The organism is Pseudomonas graminis (assembly GCF_900111735.1).
Taxonomy (GTDB): Bacteria; Pseudomonadota; Gammaproteobacteria; order Pseudomonadales; family Pseudomonadaceae; genus Aquipseudomonas; species Aquipseudomonas graminis.
The window spans coordinates 240,124-257,357 of the sequence record NZ_FOHW01000002.1 but is presented as its reverse complement, the minus strand read 5'-3'; the positions used below and the strand labels follow the sequence as shown (position 1 = coordinate 257,357).

Genomic DNA, 17,234 nt, shown 5'->3' with positions numbered 1-17,234 from the left:
ATGTCGCCTGTTGCCTGCCTACCACTTTTTGAATCTTAGAAATTCCCCTGAACCCAGCGTTTGAGACGCTCTAACACTGGAGCCTTCGGTTCATCGCTATAACTGCTACCGGAGCCGGAAAGGCCGGACAGCGAGATGCCGTCAGACTGCTTTTGCAGTCCGTACAGCAACAGGCCGACGCCGGTTGAGTAAATCGGGTTGCGAACGACGTCCGCGAGCCCTTTGACGCTGTGCGGTACGCCAAGGCGGACCGGCATGTGGAAGATCTCTTCGGCCAGTTCGACCGCGCCTTCCATTTTCGAGGTGCCACCGGTCAGCACGATGCCGGCCGGGATCAAGTCTTCGTAGCCGCTGCGACGCAGTTCGGCCTGAATCAGGGTGAACAGCTCGTCATAGCGCGGCTCGACAACTTCAGCGAGGGCCTGACGGGACAGCTCACGGGGTGGACGGTCGCCGACGCTTGGCACTTTGATGGTTTCGCCGGCGCCAGCCAGTTTGGCCAGGGCGCAGGCGTAGCGGATCTTGATTTCTTCTGCGTACTGGGTCGGTGTACGCAGCGCCATGGCGATGTCGTTGGTCACCTGGTCGCCGGCAATCGGGATCACCGCGGTGTGGCGGATCGCGCCTTCGGTGAAGATTGCGATGTCGGTGGTACCGCCGCCGATGTCCACCAGGCACACGCCCAGCTCTTTCTCGTCGTCGGTCAGCACCGAGTAGGCCGAGGCCAGCTGCTCGAGAATGATGTCGTCGACTTCGAGGCCACAGCGGCGCACGCATTTTTCGATGTTCTGTGCAGCGTTCACTGCGCAGGTCACCACGTGAACCTTGGCTTCCAGACGCACGCCCGACATGCCCAGTGGCTCGCGAACGCCTTCCTGGTTATCGATGACGTAGTCCTGCGGCAACGTGTGCAGCACGCGCTGGTCAGCCGGGATCGCCACAGCCTGGGCAGCGTCGAGCACGCGTTCGAGGTCGGCCGAGCTGACTTCGCGGTCGCGAATCGCCACGATGCCGTGGGAGTTCAGGCTGCGGATGTGATTGCCCGCGACGCCAACGAACGCCGAGTGAATGCGGCAACCGGCCATCAGCTGCGCTTCTTCTACAGCGCGCTGGATCGATTGCACGGTGGATTCGATATTCACCACCACGCCCTTCTTCAGGCCGCGGGACGGGTGAGTGCCGATACCGACGATTTCCAGCGTGCCATCAGCCGCGACTTCGCCTACCAGCGCCACCACTTTGGAGGTGCCGATATCCAATCCGACGATCATTTTGCCGCTTTGCACGTTTGCCATGGGTCCTGCCTCTTATCAATTCTTCGCGACGGCGGGTTTGTCCGTCGTTGGCGCTGCTGCCTGTTCGCGCCAACCAACGGCCAGGCCGTTGTTGTAACGAAGGTCGACTCGCGCAATGTTCGTGATCTGGTCTTTCAGTGTCTTGTCGTAGATGGCGATAAAGCGGCGCATCTTCTCAAGCAGATTGCCTCGTCCCAGCAGCAGCTCCAGGCCTGGGCCTGCATTGCCTGCGCCGGTGGTCAGAAACCAGCTGCCTCGCTCACGCAGTTCCAGGCGAGCGATGGAGAACCCCAACGGGCGCAACATCTGGCTCAGTACCTGGTACTGCTGCATCACCTGCTGTTGGGCCCGTTGAGGCCCGAACAACTGCGGAAGGTGTTCGTAGTTGGCCAGTTCACGCGGGGTGAATGCCTGACCCTGGTTGTTCAGCAGGGATTGATCGCCCCAGCGCGCAACCGGTAATTGTTCTTCCAGACGGATCACCACCTGATCCGGCCAGACGCGGCGGACCTCGGCGTGGGCAATCCACGGCATTTGCTCAAGCTCGGTGCGCATGCCGGCCAGATCAATGTTGAAGAAACTGGTCGCCACGAACGGCGCGATTCGCTGCTGCACGGCTTGCTGACTGATGTAACTCAAGTCGCCCTGCACGTTGATCCGCGAGATCGGCCGGTCGGCGTAAGGCAGCAAGCGCTGGGCGGCTTCATACGTACCGAAACCGAACACAACCAACAGCACAGGCCACATCAGGCTGCGCAGGAAACCAAAGTTCGGTCGCGACATGCGCGACGACATGGGCTCCTTGGCGACCATGCGGCTGGCACCCCGCGGCACCGGCTTGTTGCGGCCGGTGGCGGATTGCTGATGACGAACCGTTGCGCCGTGCATGATCTACCCTTCCACCTGGACGCTGTCGGCCAGAATCGCTAACACCAACTGTTGGAAATCGAGCCCGGCCGCACGCGCAGCCATCGGTACAAGGCTGTGGTCGGTCATGCCGGGAACGGTGTTCACTTCCAGCAACCAGAATTTGCCGTTGGCGTCCTGCATGACGTCGGTGCGTGCCCAGCCGGCAATGCCGACCGCTTCACACGCCCGCGCCGTGAGTGCCTTGAGCTCATCTTCTTTGGCTGCATCGAGGCCGCAAGGGATCCGGTACTGAGTATCGGAAGCCAGGTATTTGGCGTCGTAGTCGTAAAAACTGTGGGGAGTACCCAGACCGATGGGAGGCAATACCTGCCCACGCAGAGAGGCGATGGTGAACTCCGGACCTTCGATCCATTGTTCAACCAACACTTGCGAATCGTAGGTACGGGCGGCGTTCCAGGCGGCGATCAATTCGTCGACGCCAGTCACCTTGGCCATACCGATGCTGGAACCTTCATGGGCGGGTTTGACGATCAAAGGAAAGCTCAGTTCCGTCGCCGCAGAAATACAATCCGCTTCGCTGCTCAGCACCGCATGGCGGGGCGTCGGCAAGCCGAGACTCTGCCAGACCTGCTTGGTGCGCAGCTTGTCCATCGCCAGCGCCGACGCGAGCACGCCGCTGCCGGTGTAGGGGATTTCCAGGCACTCCAGCAGACCCTGCATGGTGCCGTCTTCGCCACCGCGACCGTGCAGCACGATGAACGCGCGATCGATCTTTTCGCTGACCAGCCGCTGCAGGAAATCCTCGCCCACGTCGATACCGAACGCGTCGACGCCTGCGCTTTGCAGGGCTTCAAGCACTGCGCTGCCGGATTTCAGGGAAACCTCCCGCTCCGCGCTCTTGCCGCCGAACAGCACGGCGACGCGACCGAAGCGTTTCGGCTCCAGCGTCGAGAACAGGGCGGACTGCAGGGCGGCTGTCATTTCAGCTTACCTTCGGTTGAGGCCACGATGGCGCCGGTGAACAGCGGGCTTTTCAGCAATTGCGGTGCGAGCCCGCCGATGTCGCCGGCGCCCTGGCACAGCAGAATGTCGCCGGCGCGCAGCAGCGGTTTGACCAGCGGGGCCAGTTCGACGCCACGCTCGATGTAGATCGGATCAAGCTGACCGCGCTGACGAATGCTGTGGGCCAGCTGACGGCTGTCCGCGCCCGGAATCGGTTCTTCACCGGCCGGATAGACTTCCATCAGCAGCAGCACGTTGGCGTCGTTCAAGACCTGCACGAAATCGTCGTACAGATCGCGGGTACGGCTGTAGCGGTGCGGCTGGTAAACCATGACCAGGCGGCGATGCGGCCAGCCGCCGCGCACAGCTTTGATGACGGCAGCGACTTCGGTCGGGTGGTGGCCGTAATCGTCGACCAGCATCACCGTGCCGCCTTCAACCGGCAGTTCACCGTAGACCTGGAAACGTCGACCCACGCCCTGGAAGCCCGAAAGCCCCTGCACGATGGCCTCATCCGTAATGCCTTCGTCGGTGGCGATAGCGATGGTCGCCAGCGAATTGAGCACGTTGTGGTTGCCCGGCATGTTCACCGACACATCGAGCGGCTCGCGGTCACGACGCAGCACGGTGAAGTACGTTTGCATGCCTTCCTGACGGACGTTAATCGCGCGCACGTCGGCAGCTTCGTTGAAACCATAAGTCATGGTCGGACGCTTGACCGACGGCAGAATGTCGCGCACCACCGGATCATCGATGCACACCACTGCAAGCCCGTAGAACGGCAGGTTGTGCAGGAATTCCACGAAGGTTTTCTTCAACTTGTTGAAGTCACCTTCGTAGGTCGCCATATGGTCGGCGTCGATGTTGGTGACGACCGCCACCATGGGCTGAAGGTGCAGGAAGCTCGCGTCACTCTCATCGGCTTCGGCGATCAGGTAACGGCTGGTGCCCAGCTGCGCATTGGTGCCAGCTGCATTCAGACGACCGCCAATGACGAACGTCGGATCAAGGCCGCCGGCCGCGAATACCGAAGCGATCAGGCTGGTGGTCGTGGTTTTGCCGTGAGTACCGGCGACAGCGATGCCGTGGCGATAGCGCATCAACTCGGCCAGCATTTCAGCCCGTGGCACGACTGGAATACGACGCTCAAGGGCAGTCGCCACTTCCGGGTTAGAGGTGTTAACGGCGCTGGACACGACCAGCACATCAGCGGCAGCCGCGTTTTCTGCGCGATGGCCGATGAAAATCTGCGCACCGAAGGACTCCAGACGCTCGGTCACTGCCGAGGTCTTGAGGTCTGAACCGGACACGTCATAGCCCAGGTTCAGCAATACTTCGGCAATACCGCACATCCCCACGCCGCCGATGCCCACGAAGTGGATACGACGGATGCGGCGCATTTCCGGCTGGGGCATGGCGCGTTGATTCTCAACCATGGGCCACCTCCAGGCAGATATCGACGACGGTGTTGGTGGCATCAGGCTTGGCCAGTTGGCGAGCCGTGACGGCCATGCGGTTCAATTGTTCGGGTTGCATCAAAACCTCTTTCAGGCGAGCGGCCATCTCGGCGGCGCCAGTTGTCGCTTGCGGCATGACGAAGGCAGCGCCCTCGCGAGCCAGATATTCGGCGTTGCGCGACTGGTGATCGTCGATCGCGTGGGGCAAAGGCACCAGCAACGACGGCAGCCCGGCGGCAGCCAGTTCACTGACGGTCAACGCACCTGCGCGGCAGACCACCAGATCCGCCCAGCCATAGGCTTGGGCCATGTCTTTGATGAACGGGGCGACCTGCGCCTCGACACCGGCGACGCGATAACGCTCGGCGGTCACTTCATCGTGATGCTTGCCGGCCTGATGAAAGACTTCAGGGCGAATGTCGGCAGGCACTTGCGCCAGGGCTTCCGGCAGCAATTTGTTCAGCGGCTCGGCGCCCAGGCTTCCGCCCAGCACCAGCAAACGAGGCCGGCGACCGATCAGCGTCTGGCGCGGCGTCTCGAAAAACAGCTCGGCGCGTACCGGGTTACCGGTGGTACGGCGCTTGGCCGATGCGGCGAAGGTCTGCGGGAACGCTTCGCAGACCCGCGCAGCGAACGACGCCAGGCTGCGATTGGCCGTGCCCGCGACGGCGTTTTGTTCGTGGATGATCAGCGGCACGCCAGCGAGTTTCGCCGCCAGACCGCCAGGGCCTGTCACGTAGCCGCCGAAGCCAACAACGCAGACCGGCTTCAACTCACGCACGACCTTGCGCGCCTGCAACAATGCCTTGATCAACATGAACGGCGCCTTCAGCAGCGACAGCCGACCCTTGCCACGCAAACCGGTGACGTTGATCAGGTGCAGCTTCAAACCTGCCGCGGGCACCAGCTCGTTTTCAATCCCACGGGGCGTCCCCAGCCAATGCACGGTGTAACCGCGGGCCTGGAACTCACGGGCGCACGCCAGCGCCGGGAACACGTGTCCGCCGGTGCCGCCCGCCATGATCAAAACGTTACCGGCGGCCATGGGTCGGCTCCTCGGCAAAGTCGCTTTCCTGAAACTCGGCTTCTTCACTGCCCATGTTGTTGCGCGATTCCCACTCGATGCGCAGCAACAGGCCCAGGCTGGCGCAGCAAATGATCAACGAGCTGCCGCCGTAGCTGAGGAACGGCAGGGTCAGACCCTTGGTCGGCAGCAAACCCACGTTCACGCCGATGTTGATCAGGAATTGACCAATCCAGAGGAAGGCCAGGCCGTACGCGGTGTACGCAGCGAAGAACTGCTTGGCGCGCTCGGCCCACATGCCGATGTACATCGCACGGATACTGACGAAGACGAACAGCCCGACCGTGGCGAGCGAACCCACCACGCCCAGCTCTTCGGCCAGTACCGAGAACACGAAGTCGGTGTGGGCTTCCGGCAGGTAGAACTGCTTCTGCACGCTGTTGCCGAGGCCGACGCCGAACCATTCGCCACGACCGAAGGCAATCAGCGCCTGGGTCAGCTGGTAGCCGGAACCGAATTGATCGGACCACGGGTCGGTGAAGGTAATCAGACGCGCCATCCGGTACGGCTGCGCCTGGACCAGCACGAACACAGCGCCAACGGCCAAGGCCACCATCAAGCTGAAACGAAACAGACCGACGCCGCCGAGAAACAGCATCGCAGCCGCCGCGCCCATCATCACGACGGTGGCGCCAAAGTCCGGCTCCATCAGCAGCAAGCCAGCCATGGGCAGCAAGACGATGAACGGCTTGAAGAAGCCCATCCAGCTCTCACGCACCTCCTGCTGGCGACGAATCAGGTAACCGGCCAGGAAGATCACCACGAAGACTTTGGCGATTTCCGAGGGCTGCACGTTGAACATGCCGAAGCCGATCCAGCGCATCGAACCGTTCACCTCACGCCCGATACCGGGCACGATCACCGCGATCAGCAGGCCGAACGCGCCGATCAGCATCAGCCAGCCCAGACGCTGCCAGGTGGCGACCGGCACCATCATGGTGGCGACGCAGGCGATCAGGCCGAGCACCAGATAGATCAGGTGACGGGTCATCATGTACAGCGCATTGCCCGACTGAACGGCGGCCACTTCCGACGACGCGGACGTGATCATCACCAGGCCCAGGCCCAGCAACGCGAGGCAGCCGGCGAGCATCGGGAAATCGACGTCAACGCCACGGCCGCTGATGATCGGCGACGGGTACGGCTTGATCACGCCAAAAATCATGACAAGTCCCCCACGGCCCGGGCGAACAGTTGTCCGCGCTCTTCGAAATTCTTGAACATGTCCAGGCTTGCGCAGGCGGGCGACAGCAAAACGGCGTCCCCTTCCTGTGCGATATCAGCAGCACGTTGCACGGCTTCTTCCAATGTAGTGACGCGTACCAGAGGCACCGAATCGCCGAAGGTCGCAGCAAGCAGATCCGCATCGCGGCCCAGCAGGACGACGGCGCGGCAATGGGCGGCAACCGGGGCTTTGAGCGGGGTGAAATCCGCGCCCTTGCCATCGCCGCCGGCAATCAGCACCAGCTTGCCGTCGATGTCGGCGCCAAGGCCTTCAATCGCTGCCAGCGCGGCACCGACGTTGGTCGCTTTGGAGTCGTCGTAGTAGTTCACGCCGTTGAGCTCACGCAGCCATTGGCAGCGATGAACCAGACCGGCAAATGTCTTGAGGCTGGCAAGCATGGCGTCGAACGGCAGACCGGCCGCATGACCCAGTGCCAGCGCAGCCAGGGCGTTGGCCTGATTGTGGCCGCCACGGATTTTCAGCTCGCGGACCGGCATCAGGTTGTCGAACTGGAAGGCCAGATATTTCTCGCCGTTCTCTTCGCGCAAGCCGAAGCCGTTCCTGTCGGGCTTGTTCAGACCGAAGGTCCAGCACGGCACGCCTTCGCCGATCAACGGGCGGGTCAGCGTGTCTTGACGATTGACCACCACCTGCCGCGCGCCGCGGAAGATCCGGTGCTTGGCCAAGTGATAAGCCGGCAGGCCTGTGTAGCGGTCCATGTGGTCTTCACTGATGTTCAGCACGGTTGCCACTTCAGCGCCGAGCTGATCGGTGGTTTCCAGCTGGAAGCTCGACAGCTCCATGACATACAGCTCGACGTCATCGCTGAGCAGATCCAGCGCCGGCGTGCCGAGATTGCCGCCGACGGCGACACGTTTGCCCGCTGCCGCAGCCATCTCACCCACCAGCGTGGTGACCGTGCTTTTCGCATTCGATCCGCTGATGGCAACGATGGGCGCCTTGGCATTGCGAGCGAACAGCTCGATATCGCCGGACAGCTTCACGCCGCGCATGGCCGCTTCCTGCAAAGCCGGGGTCGCCAAGGCCAGACCGGGGCTGACATACAACTCATCGGCGCGGCACAGGAATTCAACGTCCAGCTCACCACAGCGCACGTCGACCTGCGGGTAGTCACGGCGCAAGGTCGCGAGTTCTGGCGGATTCTCCCGCGTATCGGCGACAGCAAACGACACACCCCGGTTCGCAAGAAAGCGAACCAGGGACATGCCGCTCTTGCCGAGGCCGACAACGATGCGGAAGTGGTCAGAAGCGATCAGTGACACTCGTTCTACCTCAGTTTCAACGTGGCAAGGCCGACCAACACCAGGATCACGGTGATGATCCAGAAACGGACGATCACGCGCGGCTCGGGCCAGCCCTTGAGTTCAAAGTGGTGGTGGATGGGCGCCATCCGGAAAACGCGGCGGCCGGTTAATTTAAAGGATGCGACCTGAATGACGACTGACAGGGTCTCCATTACGAAGACGCCGCCCATGATGAACAGGACGATTTCCTGACGGACGATGACAGCGATGGTGCCCAATGCCGCGCCCAGTGCCAGCGCACCGACGTCGCCCATGAAGACCTGAGCCGGATAGGTGTTGAACCAGAGAAAGCCCAGGCCTGCCCCGATCAGCGCGCCGCAGAACACGATCAATTCGCCCGCGCCAGGCACGTAGGGAATCAGCAGGTATTCTGCGAATTTCACGTTACCCGACAGGTAGCAGAAGATCCCCAGCGCGCCGCCGACCATTACCGTTGGCATGATCGCCAGGCCGTCGAGGCCATCGGTGAGGTTCACAGCATTGCTGGAGCCGACGATCACGAAGTAGGTCAGCACCACGAAGCCAATACCCAGGGGGATGCTGAAGTCCTTGAGCATCGGAATCAGCAGCGTGGTTTCCACCGGCGATTGCGCAGTCATATAAAGGAAGATCGCCGCGCCCAGGCCGAACACCGATTGCCAGAAGTACTTCCAGCGGCTCGGCAGCCCGCGCGAATTCTTCTCGATCACCTTGCGGTAGTCGTCGACCCAACCGATAGCGCCGAACAGCAGCGTGACGATCAGCACGACCCACACATAACGGTTGCTCAGGTCAGCCCACAACAAGGTGGCGATGCCGATTGCAGAAAGAATCAGTGCGCCACCCATGGTCGGCGTGCCGGACTTGGACAGGTGCGATTGGGGTCCGTCGTTGCGCACGGATTGACCGATCTGCTTGCTCTGCAGGGCGCGGATCATCCACGGGCCCAGACACAGGGAAAGTGACAGTGCAGTGAGCACGCCAAGGATCCCGCGCAGGGTCAGGTACTGAAAGACCGCGAAGCCTTTGTAGAACTGTTGCAGATACTCGGCCAGCAGCAGCAGCATTAATGTTTCTCCAGGCGTGTTCCGCATAAGGCCGCCACGACGTTTTCCATCGCAGCGCTGCGTGAACCTTTAATCAAAATGGTGGTGTTTTTATCGTGCTCGGCGCCGAGCGCTTCGATCAGCTCGGCCTGAGTTTCAAAATGGCGGGCATCCTGCCCGAAAGCCTTGACCGCATGGGCCATCAACGGACCGACGGCATACAGCGCGTCGACCTTGCCGACTGCGTATGCGCCGACGTCGCGATGGCCCTGCTCCGCCCAGTCACCCAGTTCGCCGATATCGCCCAGCACCAGAACCTTGCGGCCCGGGAAACCGGTGAGGATGTCGGTCGCGGCAGCCACGGAAGTGGGGTTGGCGTTGTAGGTGTCATCAATGACGCGCATGCCGTTCGGCGCCAGTTGCGCGACGGTGCGGCCTTTGACCGGCTGGACATCGTTGAGCCCGGTGACGATGCCGGCCAGCGACACGTCCAGCGCATGGGCAGCAGCAGCGGCGGCCAAGGCGTTGGCGACGTTGTGCATGCCCAGCAGGTTCAATTGCACCGGCGCGGAACCGTTCGGGGTGTTCAGCGTGAACGCCGGGCAGCCACGCGCGTCAATGCCCAGGTCGCTGGCGTAGAAGTCAGCACGGCTGTTTTTGAGCGCAAAACTCATGACTTTGCGCGAGCCGGCGCGGGCCACCCAGATATCGAACGCTTTGTCGTCGAGGTTCAATACCGCCACGCCGCGGCCGTCCAGGCCTTCGATGATCTCGCCCTTGGCTTCGACGATCTTTTCCGGACCGCCGAACTCGCCCACGTGGGCCGTCCCGGCGTTGGTCAGGACACAGACATGGGGCTTGGCCAGGCTGACCGTGAAAGCGATCTCGCCCACACGGGACGCGCCCAGCTCGATGACAGCAGCATCGAATTCCGGTGCCAGCTCAAGCAGGGTCAACGGAACACCCAGTTCATTGTTCAGATTGCCGCGCGTCGCCAACACAGGGCCGCGCGTGCGCAGGATGCTCGCGAGCATTTCCTTCACGGTGGTCTTGCCGCTGGAACCGGTGATTGCAGCGACCGGCTTGTCCATAAACGCATTGCGGTTCAACGCGCCCAGTTGCGCCAGGGCTTTCCGGGTGTCGGTGACGATCAACTGCGGCAGTGAACTGCCCGGGATCTCGCGCTCAACCAACGCGCCGACTGCGCCTATTGCGGCCACCTGCTCAAGGTAGTCGTGACCGTCAAAACGCGGGCCGGTCAGCGCCACGAACAACTGGCCTGAAGTGATCCCGCGGCTGTCGATGCTGACGCCGGAGAAACTGCAGTCATCGCCCACACGACGCGCGTCGAGCGGCACGAGCAATTCGCTGAACGAGAGCGGCTTAAGCATGTGCGGCCTCCCAGGCGTCGAGCGCTTTGGTGGCTTCTTCGAGATCGGAAAACGGCTGACGCTGTCCGTTTATTTCCTGGTAATCCTCGTGGCCCTTCCCCGCCAGCACGATCACATCGGCAGCGGACGCCTGAGAAATGATCCGGGCGATGGCCTGACCGCGACCGGCAACGAAGTCGACCACGCCTGCGGCTTTAAACCCGCCACGGATGTCATCAAAAATACGAGCCGGGTCTTCGCTGCGCGGGTTGTCGTCGGTGACCAGCACCTTGTCCGCCAAACGCTCAACCACTTCGGCCATCAATGGACGCTTGCCGCGATCGCGATCGCCGCCGCAGCCGAACAGGCAGGACAACTGACCTTTCGCATGTGGGCGCAATGCCGCGAGCACTTTTTCCAGGGCGTCAGGGGTGTGTGCGTAATCGACCACCACCAGCGGACGCGAACCACCGCCCAGACGCTGCATCCGGCCAGCAGGGCCTTCCAGCGACGGCAGCACTTTCAAAATGTCGTCCAGCGGGTAGTCGAGCCCCAGCAGAGCGCCGACCGCAGCCAGCACATTGCTCAAGTTGAAACGACCCAACAGGCTGCTGCGCAACACATGACTGCCCTGGGGCGTTACCAGGGTCGCGCGTACGCCGTCGTCATCGAAATGCGCATCGCGGCAGAACAGATAAGCGCTGCTGTCTTCCTGGCTGTAGGTAATCAGACGCGAAGCGTGGGGCGCAGCCGCCAGCTGGCGACCAAACGCGTCGTCAAGATTGACCACACGGCAGCGCAGGTCATTCCAGGCGAACAGCTTGGCCTTGGCGGCAGCGTAAGCCTCCATGGTGCCGTGGTAATCGAGATGATCGCGGGACAGATTGGTCATCACCGCCACGTCGAAGGCCAGTGCGGTAACCCGGCTCTGATCCAGCCCGTGGGACGAGACTTCCATGGCAACCGCTTTGGCCCCGGCCCTTTTCAGGTCATACAGGGTGGATTGCACAGAGATCGGATCCGGCGTGGTGTGAATGCCACTCTTCAGCTCGCTATAGAAGCCGGTGCCCAGCGTGCCGATGATGCCGCAGTGCTGACCGAGCTTGTCCAGCGCCTGCGCCACCAACTGAGTCACGCTGGTTTTGCCGTTGGTGCCGGTCACGCCGATCAGATTCAGGTTGCGGCTCGGGTCGCCATAAAAGCGACCGGCGAGGTCGGACAGCTGCGCTGCAAGACCCTTGACCGGCATCATCGGGATGTCGGTGATCGGCAGTACTTTGGCGCCTTCGGCTTCATAAGCAATGGCCGCCGCGCCGTGTGCGATGGCGTCGGTGATGTGCTCACGGCCATCGACCTTGAGGCCCGGAATCGCCAGAAACAGATCGCCCGGACGCACCTTGCGGCTGTCCAGGGTCAGTTCGCGAATCAGCAGGTCGCGATTGCACTGTGCAAACAGCTTGCTCAAATTCAAAGACATCAGCCACGTCCTCCCTTGACTGGGGCGGCGGCGGGCACGGCATTGGCTTGTTGTTCAGGCGGAACCGGCGCGAGGTTGTCCGGGCGCACGTTCATCAAGCGCAGCGTGCCCGACATCACCTTGCTGAATACTGGAGCGGAAACCAGACCACCGAAGTAACCGCCTTTGCTCGGCTCATCAATGACCACAACGACCGCGTAACGCGGGTTGCTCATCGGGCCGAAACCGGCGAACAGAGAACGGTAGGAGTTTTCCGCGTAGCCCTTGGTGCCCACGGAAGTCTTCCGCGCGGTACCGGACTTGCCCGCCACGTGATACGACGGAACGCGCGCACGGTAAACGCCGCGCGGATCTTCGATCACTTGCTGCAACATGCCCTGCACGGTTTTGGCCGTGGCCTCGGGAATGGCCTGAACCGACTCGGCTGGATTATCGGTCTTGAGAATGGTCAGCGGCACGATCTTGCCGTTGTTGGCCAGTGCCGCATAGGCGTGCACCAACTGCAGCGCTGTTACCGACAGGCCGTAGCCGTATGACAGCGTTGCGGTTTCCGCCTTGCGCCACTCGCGGTAGTTCGGCAGGTTCCCAACGCGCTCGCCCGGGAAGCCGAGGCCGGTGTACTGGCCCAGGCCCACACGCTGCATGGCGTGGAAAATTGCTTCACCACCAACGTCGAACGCGACTTTACTCATGCCGACGTTACTGGAGTTGATCAGGATGCCGGTCAGGTCGAGGATCGGGCCTTCGGTTTTGGTTACGTCACGGATGGTGTATTTACCGATCTGCAACGTACCCGGATACACCTCGACCTTGTCGCTCGGTTTCCAGCGGCCGCTTTCCAGCGCAGCAGTCATGGAAATCGGCTTCATGGTCGAACCCGGCTCGAACACGTCGATGATCGCGCGGTTACGCATCGCAGCGGGCACCATGGTGCGGCGGTTGTTCGGGTTGTAAGTCGGCTGGTTGACCATCGCCAATACTTCGCCGGTTTTCACGTCCATGATCACCAGGCTGCCAGCCTTGGCGTCGTTTTCCTGAATGGCGTTGCGCAGCTCGCGGGTCGCCAGGTATTGCAGGCGCAGATCAATAGACAAAGCCAAGGTCTTGCCGGCCTTGGCGTTTTTCTTCACTTGCAGGTCTTTGATCATCCTGCCGCGCCGGTCCTTGATGACCTGCCGCTTGCCGGGCACACCGGCGAGCCAGTCTTCATAGGCCAGCTCTACGCCTTCACGGCCGTGGTCATCCAGGTCGGTAAAGCCGACCATGTGCGCGGTGACGTCACCCGCCGGGTAGAAACGGCGGAATTCTTCCTTGCCGTAAACGCCCGGGACTTTCAGATCGAGCACTGACTGACCCTGTTCCGGGGTCAGGCCACGGACCAGATAGATGAATTCTTTGCTTGCCTGTTCATTGAGGCGATCCGTCAGTGCCTTGGGATCCTGTCCCAGTGCCTGCGCCAGCTGGACCCACTTGGTCTTGTCGGCCTGCATTTCGGACGGGTTCGCCCAGATGGTGGTGACCGGGGTACTGACGGCAAGGGGCTCGCCGTTGCGGTCGGTGATCAGACCACGGTGTGCGGGAATCGAAACCGTACGCAGGCTGCGCGCATCGCCCTGTTCGATCAGGAACCGATGGTCGATGACTTGCAGGTCGACGATGCGGTAGCAGATCGCGATGACCATGACCGACAGCAGGCCGACCACGACGCGGAACCGCCACGGGTAGAGTGCCCCTTCGAGCTTCATCATGGCGACACCATCCGGATATCGGCGGCGTTCGGGATGCGCATTTTCAGTTGATCGGTGGCCAGAGCTTCGATACGGCTGTGGGCGGTCCAGGTGCTTTGCTCAAGAATCAGACGACCCCACTCGGCCTGCGCCTTGTCGCGCACGCTGAGCTCACCGTAAAGGGAGTTGAGCAACTGACGGTTCCAGTGCGCGCTGTACGCCACACCGATCGCCGAAACCAGCACGGCGATGAATAGCATCAGCATGAAGAAGCTGCCGCCCGGCAGGGGCTTGAAGAAACCGCGGCTCATCGGAGTTTCTCCGCAACGCGCATGACGGCGCTGCGCGAACGGGGATTGGCGCGGGTTTCATCATCGGAGGCGAACTGTGCCTTGCCGATCAGCTTGATACGCGGCTCGAACGCCTGATGACGGATCGGCAGGTTGCGCGGCAGGTTATCGGCTTCGCCCTTGACCAGCTTGCGCATGAACAATTTGACGATGCGGTCTTCCAGGGAGTGGAAGCTGATGACCACCAGACGGCCGCCCACTTCAAGCGCTTCCAGTGCAGCGTCGAGGCCCGCTTCCAGATCGCCCAGTTCGTTGTTGACGTGAATGCGCAGGCCCTGGAACGCGCGGGTCGCAGGGTTCTTGCCCTTCTCCCACGCCGGGTTGGCGACTTTCAGCACTTCGGCCAGATCACCGGTGCGCTCGAACGGTTGAGTCTCGCGACGGGCCACGACGGCACCTGCCATCCGGCGGGAGAAACGCTCTTCGCCGTATTCTTTGAAAACGCGGGCGATTTCTTCGGCGGGCGCGGTATTGACGAACTCGGCTGCGCTGACGCCGCGGAACGGGTCCATGCGCATGTCGAGGGGGCCATCGTTCATGAAGCTGAAACCGCGCTCGGGGTCGTCCAGTTGTGGCGACGACACACCGAGATCCAGAAGAATGCCGCTGACCTTGCCCGCCAACCCACGCTCTTGAGCCTCTGCGCCCAGTTCAGCAAAGCTGCGCTGCACAATGACAAAGCGGCCGTCTTCGGCCGCCAGCGTTTGCCCGGTGGCAATCGCTTGGGGATCTTTATCGAATCCGAGCAGCCGACCCTCCGGACCCAGGTTCTGCAATATAAGGCGGCTATGTCCGCCACGACCAAATGTGCCATCCAGATAGCAGCCATCGGCGCGCACCGCGAGAGCCTCGACGGCTTCTTCGAGCAGTACGGTGATGTGGGTAAAGCCGCTATTCGTAGTCACAGGATCAAATCACGCAGTTCATCGGGCATCGCACCCGGTTTTTGAATGGCCGCCAGGTCCGCATCAGCAAGTGCGTTCCAGGCGTCCTCATCCCACAGTTGAAACTTGTTGAGCTGGCCTACCAGCATCACTCGCTTATCGAGGTTGGCGTATTCACGCAAACGTGGCGGCACCAGGAAACGCCCGCTGCCGTCCAGCTCCAGATCCACTGCGTTACCGATCAACAGCCGCTGCAGGCGACGGTTTTCTTCACGGAATGTGGCGAGCTCACGCAACTTGGCCTCAATCAGCTCCCACTCGGGAAGCGGATAGATGCACAAGCACGGGTCGACGGTATCAATGGTGACGATCATCTGGCCGGCGCTACGCGAATCCAACTCGTCACGGTACCGGCTCGGCATAGCGAGACGGCCCTTTGCATCGAGATTGATTGCGTTTGCACCACGGAACACAGGCGCGATCTCCAAATATTATCTTTTTGCGGTCAAAAAACCCACTTCACGCCACTTTCCGCCACTTGCGCACACTATAGGAATGCGCCCACCACACCGTCAAGGCGACTTCACGAGGAAAACCCTTATAGGACGGATATTTAGGAGCACTTACGAAGGAGATGTGGCGGATTTCGGATCGGTCCTACGGATATTTCCCAGGACGAACAAACGGATGGCGTTCGAAGTTAAAGTGATTTGTGAGGTTTAAGATTTTTTTGGTATTACAGGAGGGGATAAATCGTACAAACGAGGGGGATAAAAGGAGGTGGAGAGTCGATCTGTAAGCCGGGTTCTGTCGAGGACAGTCATTCCTCTACGATGGCCATCACTGGACATCTTTAGCAACCTACCCGGTTCCAGCGCGGGCCACGCCTTGGAACCCTATTTGGTCTTGCTCCGAGTGGGGTTTACCTAGCCACGAACTGTTGCCAGACGTGCGGTGCGCTCTTACCGCACCTTTTCACCCTTACCGGCACCGAAGTGCTTAGGCGGTTATTTTCTGTGGCACTTTCCGTAGGCTCACGCCCCCCAGGCGTTACCTGGCACTCCGCCCTATGGAGCCCGGACTTTCCTCCCCCCTTCATTGCAGAACAATGAAAGGCAGCGACTGTCCAATCGACTCTCCGCCGCCAAGGTTAATGGGAGGACGGCTCAAGAACAAGCTTTAATCGGCTCTCCCGCCATTTGCAGAGCTGCCCGCGACATCCCGTCACACGCCTTTCTGTTTATCCAGCGCCACCTGATAAAGCAGGTTCTTGCGTACGCCGGTGATCTCTGCTGCCAGTGCAGCGGCACGCTTGAGGGGCATTTCTTCCAGCAGCAGATCCAGCACACGCCGCGCCTCGGCGCCAATCACATCTTCGCCTTCGGGCTCACTCCAGCCCGCCACCAGCACAACGCATTCGCCGCGCTGCTGGTTACTGTCGCCTTCAACGAAAGCGCGCAACTCGGACAGCGGCAGTCCCTTGAGGGTTTCGAAGGTTTTCGTCAATTCGCGCCCGAGCACGGCGGGACGGTCCGGGCCGAAGATGTCTTCCATGTCCTGAAGGCATTCGAGAATGCGGTGGGGCGCCTCATAGAAGATAAGCGTGCGCGGTTCTTCTTTGACAAGTTCCAGACGCGCCTTTCGGCCCACCGACTTGGCCGGCAAGAAGCCTTCGAAGATAAAGCGGTCCGACGGCAACCCCGCCGCAGAGAGCGCCGCGATCAATGCGCAGGCGCCCGGAACCGGGATCACTTGAATACCTGCTGCCCGAGCCTGGCGCACCAAGTGGTAGCCAGGGTCGGAAATGAGCGGCGTGCCGGCATCGGAAATCAGCGCAACGTTATCGCCCGCCAGCAGCCGTGTAATGAAGCGGCTGCCCTCCTCGCGTTCGTTATGCTCGTGGCAGGCGGCCAACGGCGTCGGAATGCCAAAGTGCTGCATCAGCCGCAATGAGTGGCGGGTATCCTCGGCGGCAATCAGCGAAACATCGCGCAGCACCTTCAAGGCACGGGCGCTGATGTCATCCAGGTTGCCGATCGGCGTGGCCACCACATAAAGCGCACCTGTAGTGGAATTCGAAACACCCGGAGCAGTCAAAGCGCACACCTCATGTTGTGTAAAAGCCTGCATTGTACAGGCTGCG

The 17,234-nt window shown here is 61.4% G+C and carries 15 protein-coding genes and 1 other RNA gene; all 16 read right to left on the bottom strand.

The features are described 5' to 3' along the window. Positions 1 to 35: 35 nt before the first annotated feature. Positions 36 to 1,295, bottom strand: a complete 1,260-nt coding sequence (ftsA, locus tag BMY98_RS03020; RefSeq protein WP_037014678.1) for a cell division protein FtsA — start codon at positions 1,293 to 1,295, stop codon at positions 36 to 38. 15 nt (positions 1,296 to 1,310) lie between these two features. Next, entirely contained in the window at positions 1,311 to 2,183 is an 873-nt protein-coding gene (locus BMY98_RS03015; RefSeq protein ID WP_065992154.1) for a cell division protein FtsQ/DivIB, read from the bottom strand. Between the two features lie 3 nt (positions 2,184 to 2,186). After that, the gene (locus BMY98_RS03010) at positions 2,187 to 3,146 is read right to left on the bottom strand and encodes a D-alanine--D-alanine ligase (protein ID WP_074884472.1); all 960 of its coding nucleotides are present in this window, start codon (positions 3,144 to 3,146) and stop codon (positions 2,187 to 2,189) included. After that, positions 3,143 to 4,603, bottom strand: a complete 1,461-nt coding sequence (murC, locus tag BMY98_RS03005) for a UDP-N-acetylmuramate--L-alanine ligase (protein ID WP_074884470.1) — start codon at positions 4,601 to 4,603, stop codon at positions 3,143 to 3,145. Before murC ends, BMY98_RS03010 begins: the two co-directional genes overlap by 4 nt. Further along, positions 4,596 to 5,669: an undecaprenyldiphospho-muramoylpentapeptide beta-N-acetylglucosaminyltransferase gene (gene murG, locus BMY98_RS03000; RefSeq protein WP_074884467.1), complete on the bottom strand. Its 1,074-nt coding sequence runs from the start codon at positions 5,667 to 5,669 to the stop codon at positions 4,596 to 4,598. Before murG ends, murC begins: the two co-directional genes overlap by 8 nt. Beyond that, the gene (gene ftsW, locus BMY98_RS02995) at positions 5,656 to 6,873 is read right to left on the bottom strand and encodes a putative lipid II flippase FtsW (RefSeq protein ID WP_037014687.1); all 1,218 of its coding nucleotides are present in this window, start codon (positions 6,871 to 6,873) and stop codon (positions 5,656 to 5,658) included. Before ftsW ends, murG begins: the two co-directional genes overlap by 14 nt. Then, positions 6,870 to 8,216, bottom strand: coding sequence for a UDP-N-acetylmuramoyl-L-alanine--D-glutamate ligase (murD, locus tag BMY98_RS02990; protein WP_074884462.1), 1,347 nt, complete (start codon positions 8,214 to 8,216; stop codon positions 6,870 to 6,872). Before murD ends, ftsW begins: the two co-directional genes overlap by 4 nt. A gap of 5 nt (positions 8,217 to 8,221) precedes the next feature. Further along, positions 8,222 to 9,304, bottom strand: coding sequence for a phospho-N-acetylmuramoyl-pentapeptide-transferase (gene mraY / locus BMY98_RS02985; protein ID WP_037014691.1), 1,083 nt, complete (start codon positions 9,302 to 9,304; stop codon positions 8,222 to 8,224). Next, positions 9,304 to 10,674: a UDP-N-acetylmuramoyl-tripeptide--D-alanyl-D-alanine ligase gene (locus BMY98_RS02980; protein ID WP_074884459.1), complete on the bottom strand. Its 1,371-nt coding sequence runs from the start codon at positions 10,672 to 10,674 to the stop codon at positions 9,304 to 9,306. The genes mraY and BMY98_RS02980 overlap by 1 nt, the downstream gene beginning before the upstream one ends. Then, complete coding sequence (locus tag BMY98_RS02975) at positions 10,667 to 12,130, bottom strand: UDP-N-acetylmuramoyl-L-alanyl-D-glutamate--2,6-diaminopimelate ligase (protein WP_074884457.1); 1,464 nt, start codon at positions 12,128 to 12,130, stop codon at positions 10,667 to 10,669. Before BMY98_RS02975 ends, BMY98_RS02980 begins: the two co-directional genes overlap by 8 nt. After that, complete coding sequence (locus tag BMY98_RS02970; protein ID WP_217648302.1) at positions 12,130 to 13,875, bottom strand: peptidoglycan D,D-transpeptidase FtsI family protein; 1,746 nt, start codon at positions 13,873 to 13,875, stop codon at positions 12,130 to 12,132. The genes BMY98_RS02975 and BMY98_RS02970 overlap by 1 nt, the downstream gene beginning before the upstream one ends. Beyond that, entirely contained in the window at positions 13,875 to 14,168 is a 294-nt protein-coding gene (ftsL, locus tag BMY98_RS02965) for a cell division protein FtsL (RefSeq protein WP_037014701.1), read from the bottom strand. Before ftsL ends, BMY98_RS02970 begins: the two co-directional genes overlap by 1 nt. After that, positions 14,165 to 15,112, bottom strand: a complete 948-nt coding sequence (rsmH, locus tag BMY98_RS02960; protein ID WP_074884451.1) for a 16S rRNA (cytosine(1402)-N(4))-methyltransferase RsmH — start codon at positions 15,110 to 15,112, stop codon at positions 14,165 to 14,167. The genes ftsL and rsmH overlap by 4 nt, the downstream gene beginning before the upstream one ends. Beyond that, positions 15,109 to 15,564, bottom strand: a complete 456-nt coding sequence (gene mraZ, locus BMY98_RS02955; protein WP_074884760.1) for a division/cell wall cluster transcriptional repressor MraZ — start codon at positions 15,562 to 15,564, stop codon at positions 15,109 to 15,111. The genes rsmH and mraZ overlap by 4 nt, the downstream gene beginning before the upstream one ends. A gap of 307 nt (positions 15,565 to 15,871) precedes the next feature. Further along, positions 15,872 to 16,229: RNase P RNA component class A (gene rnpB, locus BMY98_RS02950), an RNA gene on the bottom strand. An 86-nt stretch (positions 16,230 to 16,315) separates the two neighbouring features. Next, positions 16,316 to 17,221, bottom strand: a complete 906-nt coding sequence (gene rsmI / locus BMY98_RS02945; RefSeq protein ID WP_074884450.1) for a 16S rRNA (cytidine(1402)-2'-O)-methyltransferase — start codon at positions 17,219 to 17,221, stop codon at positions 16,316 to 16,318. Between the last annotated feature and the right edge of the window lie 13 nt (positions 17,222 to 17,234).

Excerpts from the sequence above, each read along its gene's own strand:
- BMY98_RS03015 (WP_065992154.1), bottom strand. The coding sequence starts at position 2,183 with ATGCACGGCGCAACGGTTCGTCATCAGCAATCCGCCACCGGCCGCAAC.
- BMY98_RS02980 (WP_074884459.1), bottom strand. The coding sequence starts at position 10,674 with ATGCTTAAGCCGCTCTCGTTCAGCGAATTGCTCGTGCCGCTCGACGCG.
- BMY98_RS02970 (WP_217648302.1), bottom strand. The coding sequence starts at position 13,875 with ATGAAGCTCGAAGGGGCACTCTACCCGTGGCGGTTCCGCGTCGTGGTC.
- murG (WP_074884467.1), bottom strand. The coding sequence starts at position 5,669 with ATGGCCGCCGGTAACGTTTTGATCATGGCGGGCGGCACCGGCGGACAC.
- ftsL (WP_037014701.1), bottom strand. The coding sequence starts at position 14,168 with ATGAGCCGCGGTTTCTTCAAGCCCCTGCCGGGCGGCAGCTTCTTCATG.
- ftsW (WP_037014687.1), bottom strand. The coding sequence starts at position 6,873 with ATGATTTTTGGCGTGATCAAGCCGTACCCGTCGCCGATCATCAGCGGC.
- BMY98_RS03010 (WP_074884472.1), bottom strand. The coding sequence starts at position 3,146 with ATGACAGCCGCCCTGCAGTCCGCCCTGTTCTCGACGCTGGAGCCGAAA.
- BMY98_RS02975 (WP_074884457.1), bottom strand. The coding sequence starts at position 12,130 with ATGTCTTTGAATTTGAGCAAGCTGTTTGCACAGTGCAATCGCGACCTG.
- mraY (WP_037014691.1), bottom strand. The coding sequence starts at position 9,304 with ATGCTGCTGCTGCTGGCCGAGTATCTGCAACAGTTCTACAAAGGCTTC.
- rsmI (WP_074884450.1), bottom strand. The coding sequence starts at position 17,221 with ATGCAGGCTTTTACACAACATGAGGTGTGCGCTTTGACTGCTCCGGGT.
- ftsA (WP_037014678.1), bottom strand. The coding sequence starts at position 1,295 with ATGGCAAACGTGCAAAGCGGCAAAATGATCGTCGGATTGGATATCGGC.
- murC (WP_074884470.1), bottom strand. The coding sequence starts at position 4,603 with ATGGTTGAGAATCAACGCGCCATGCCCCAGCCGGAAATGCGCCGCATC.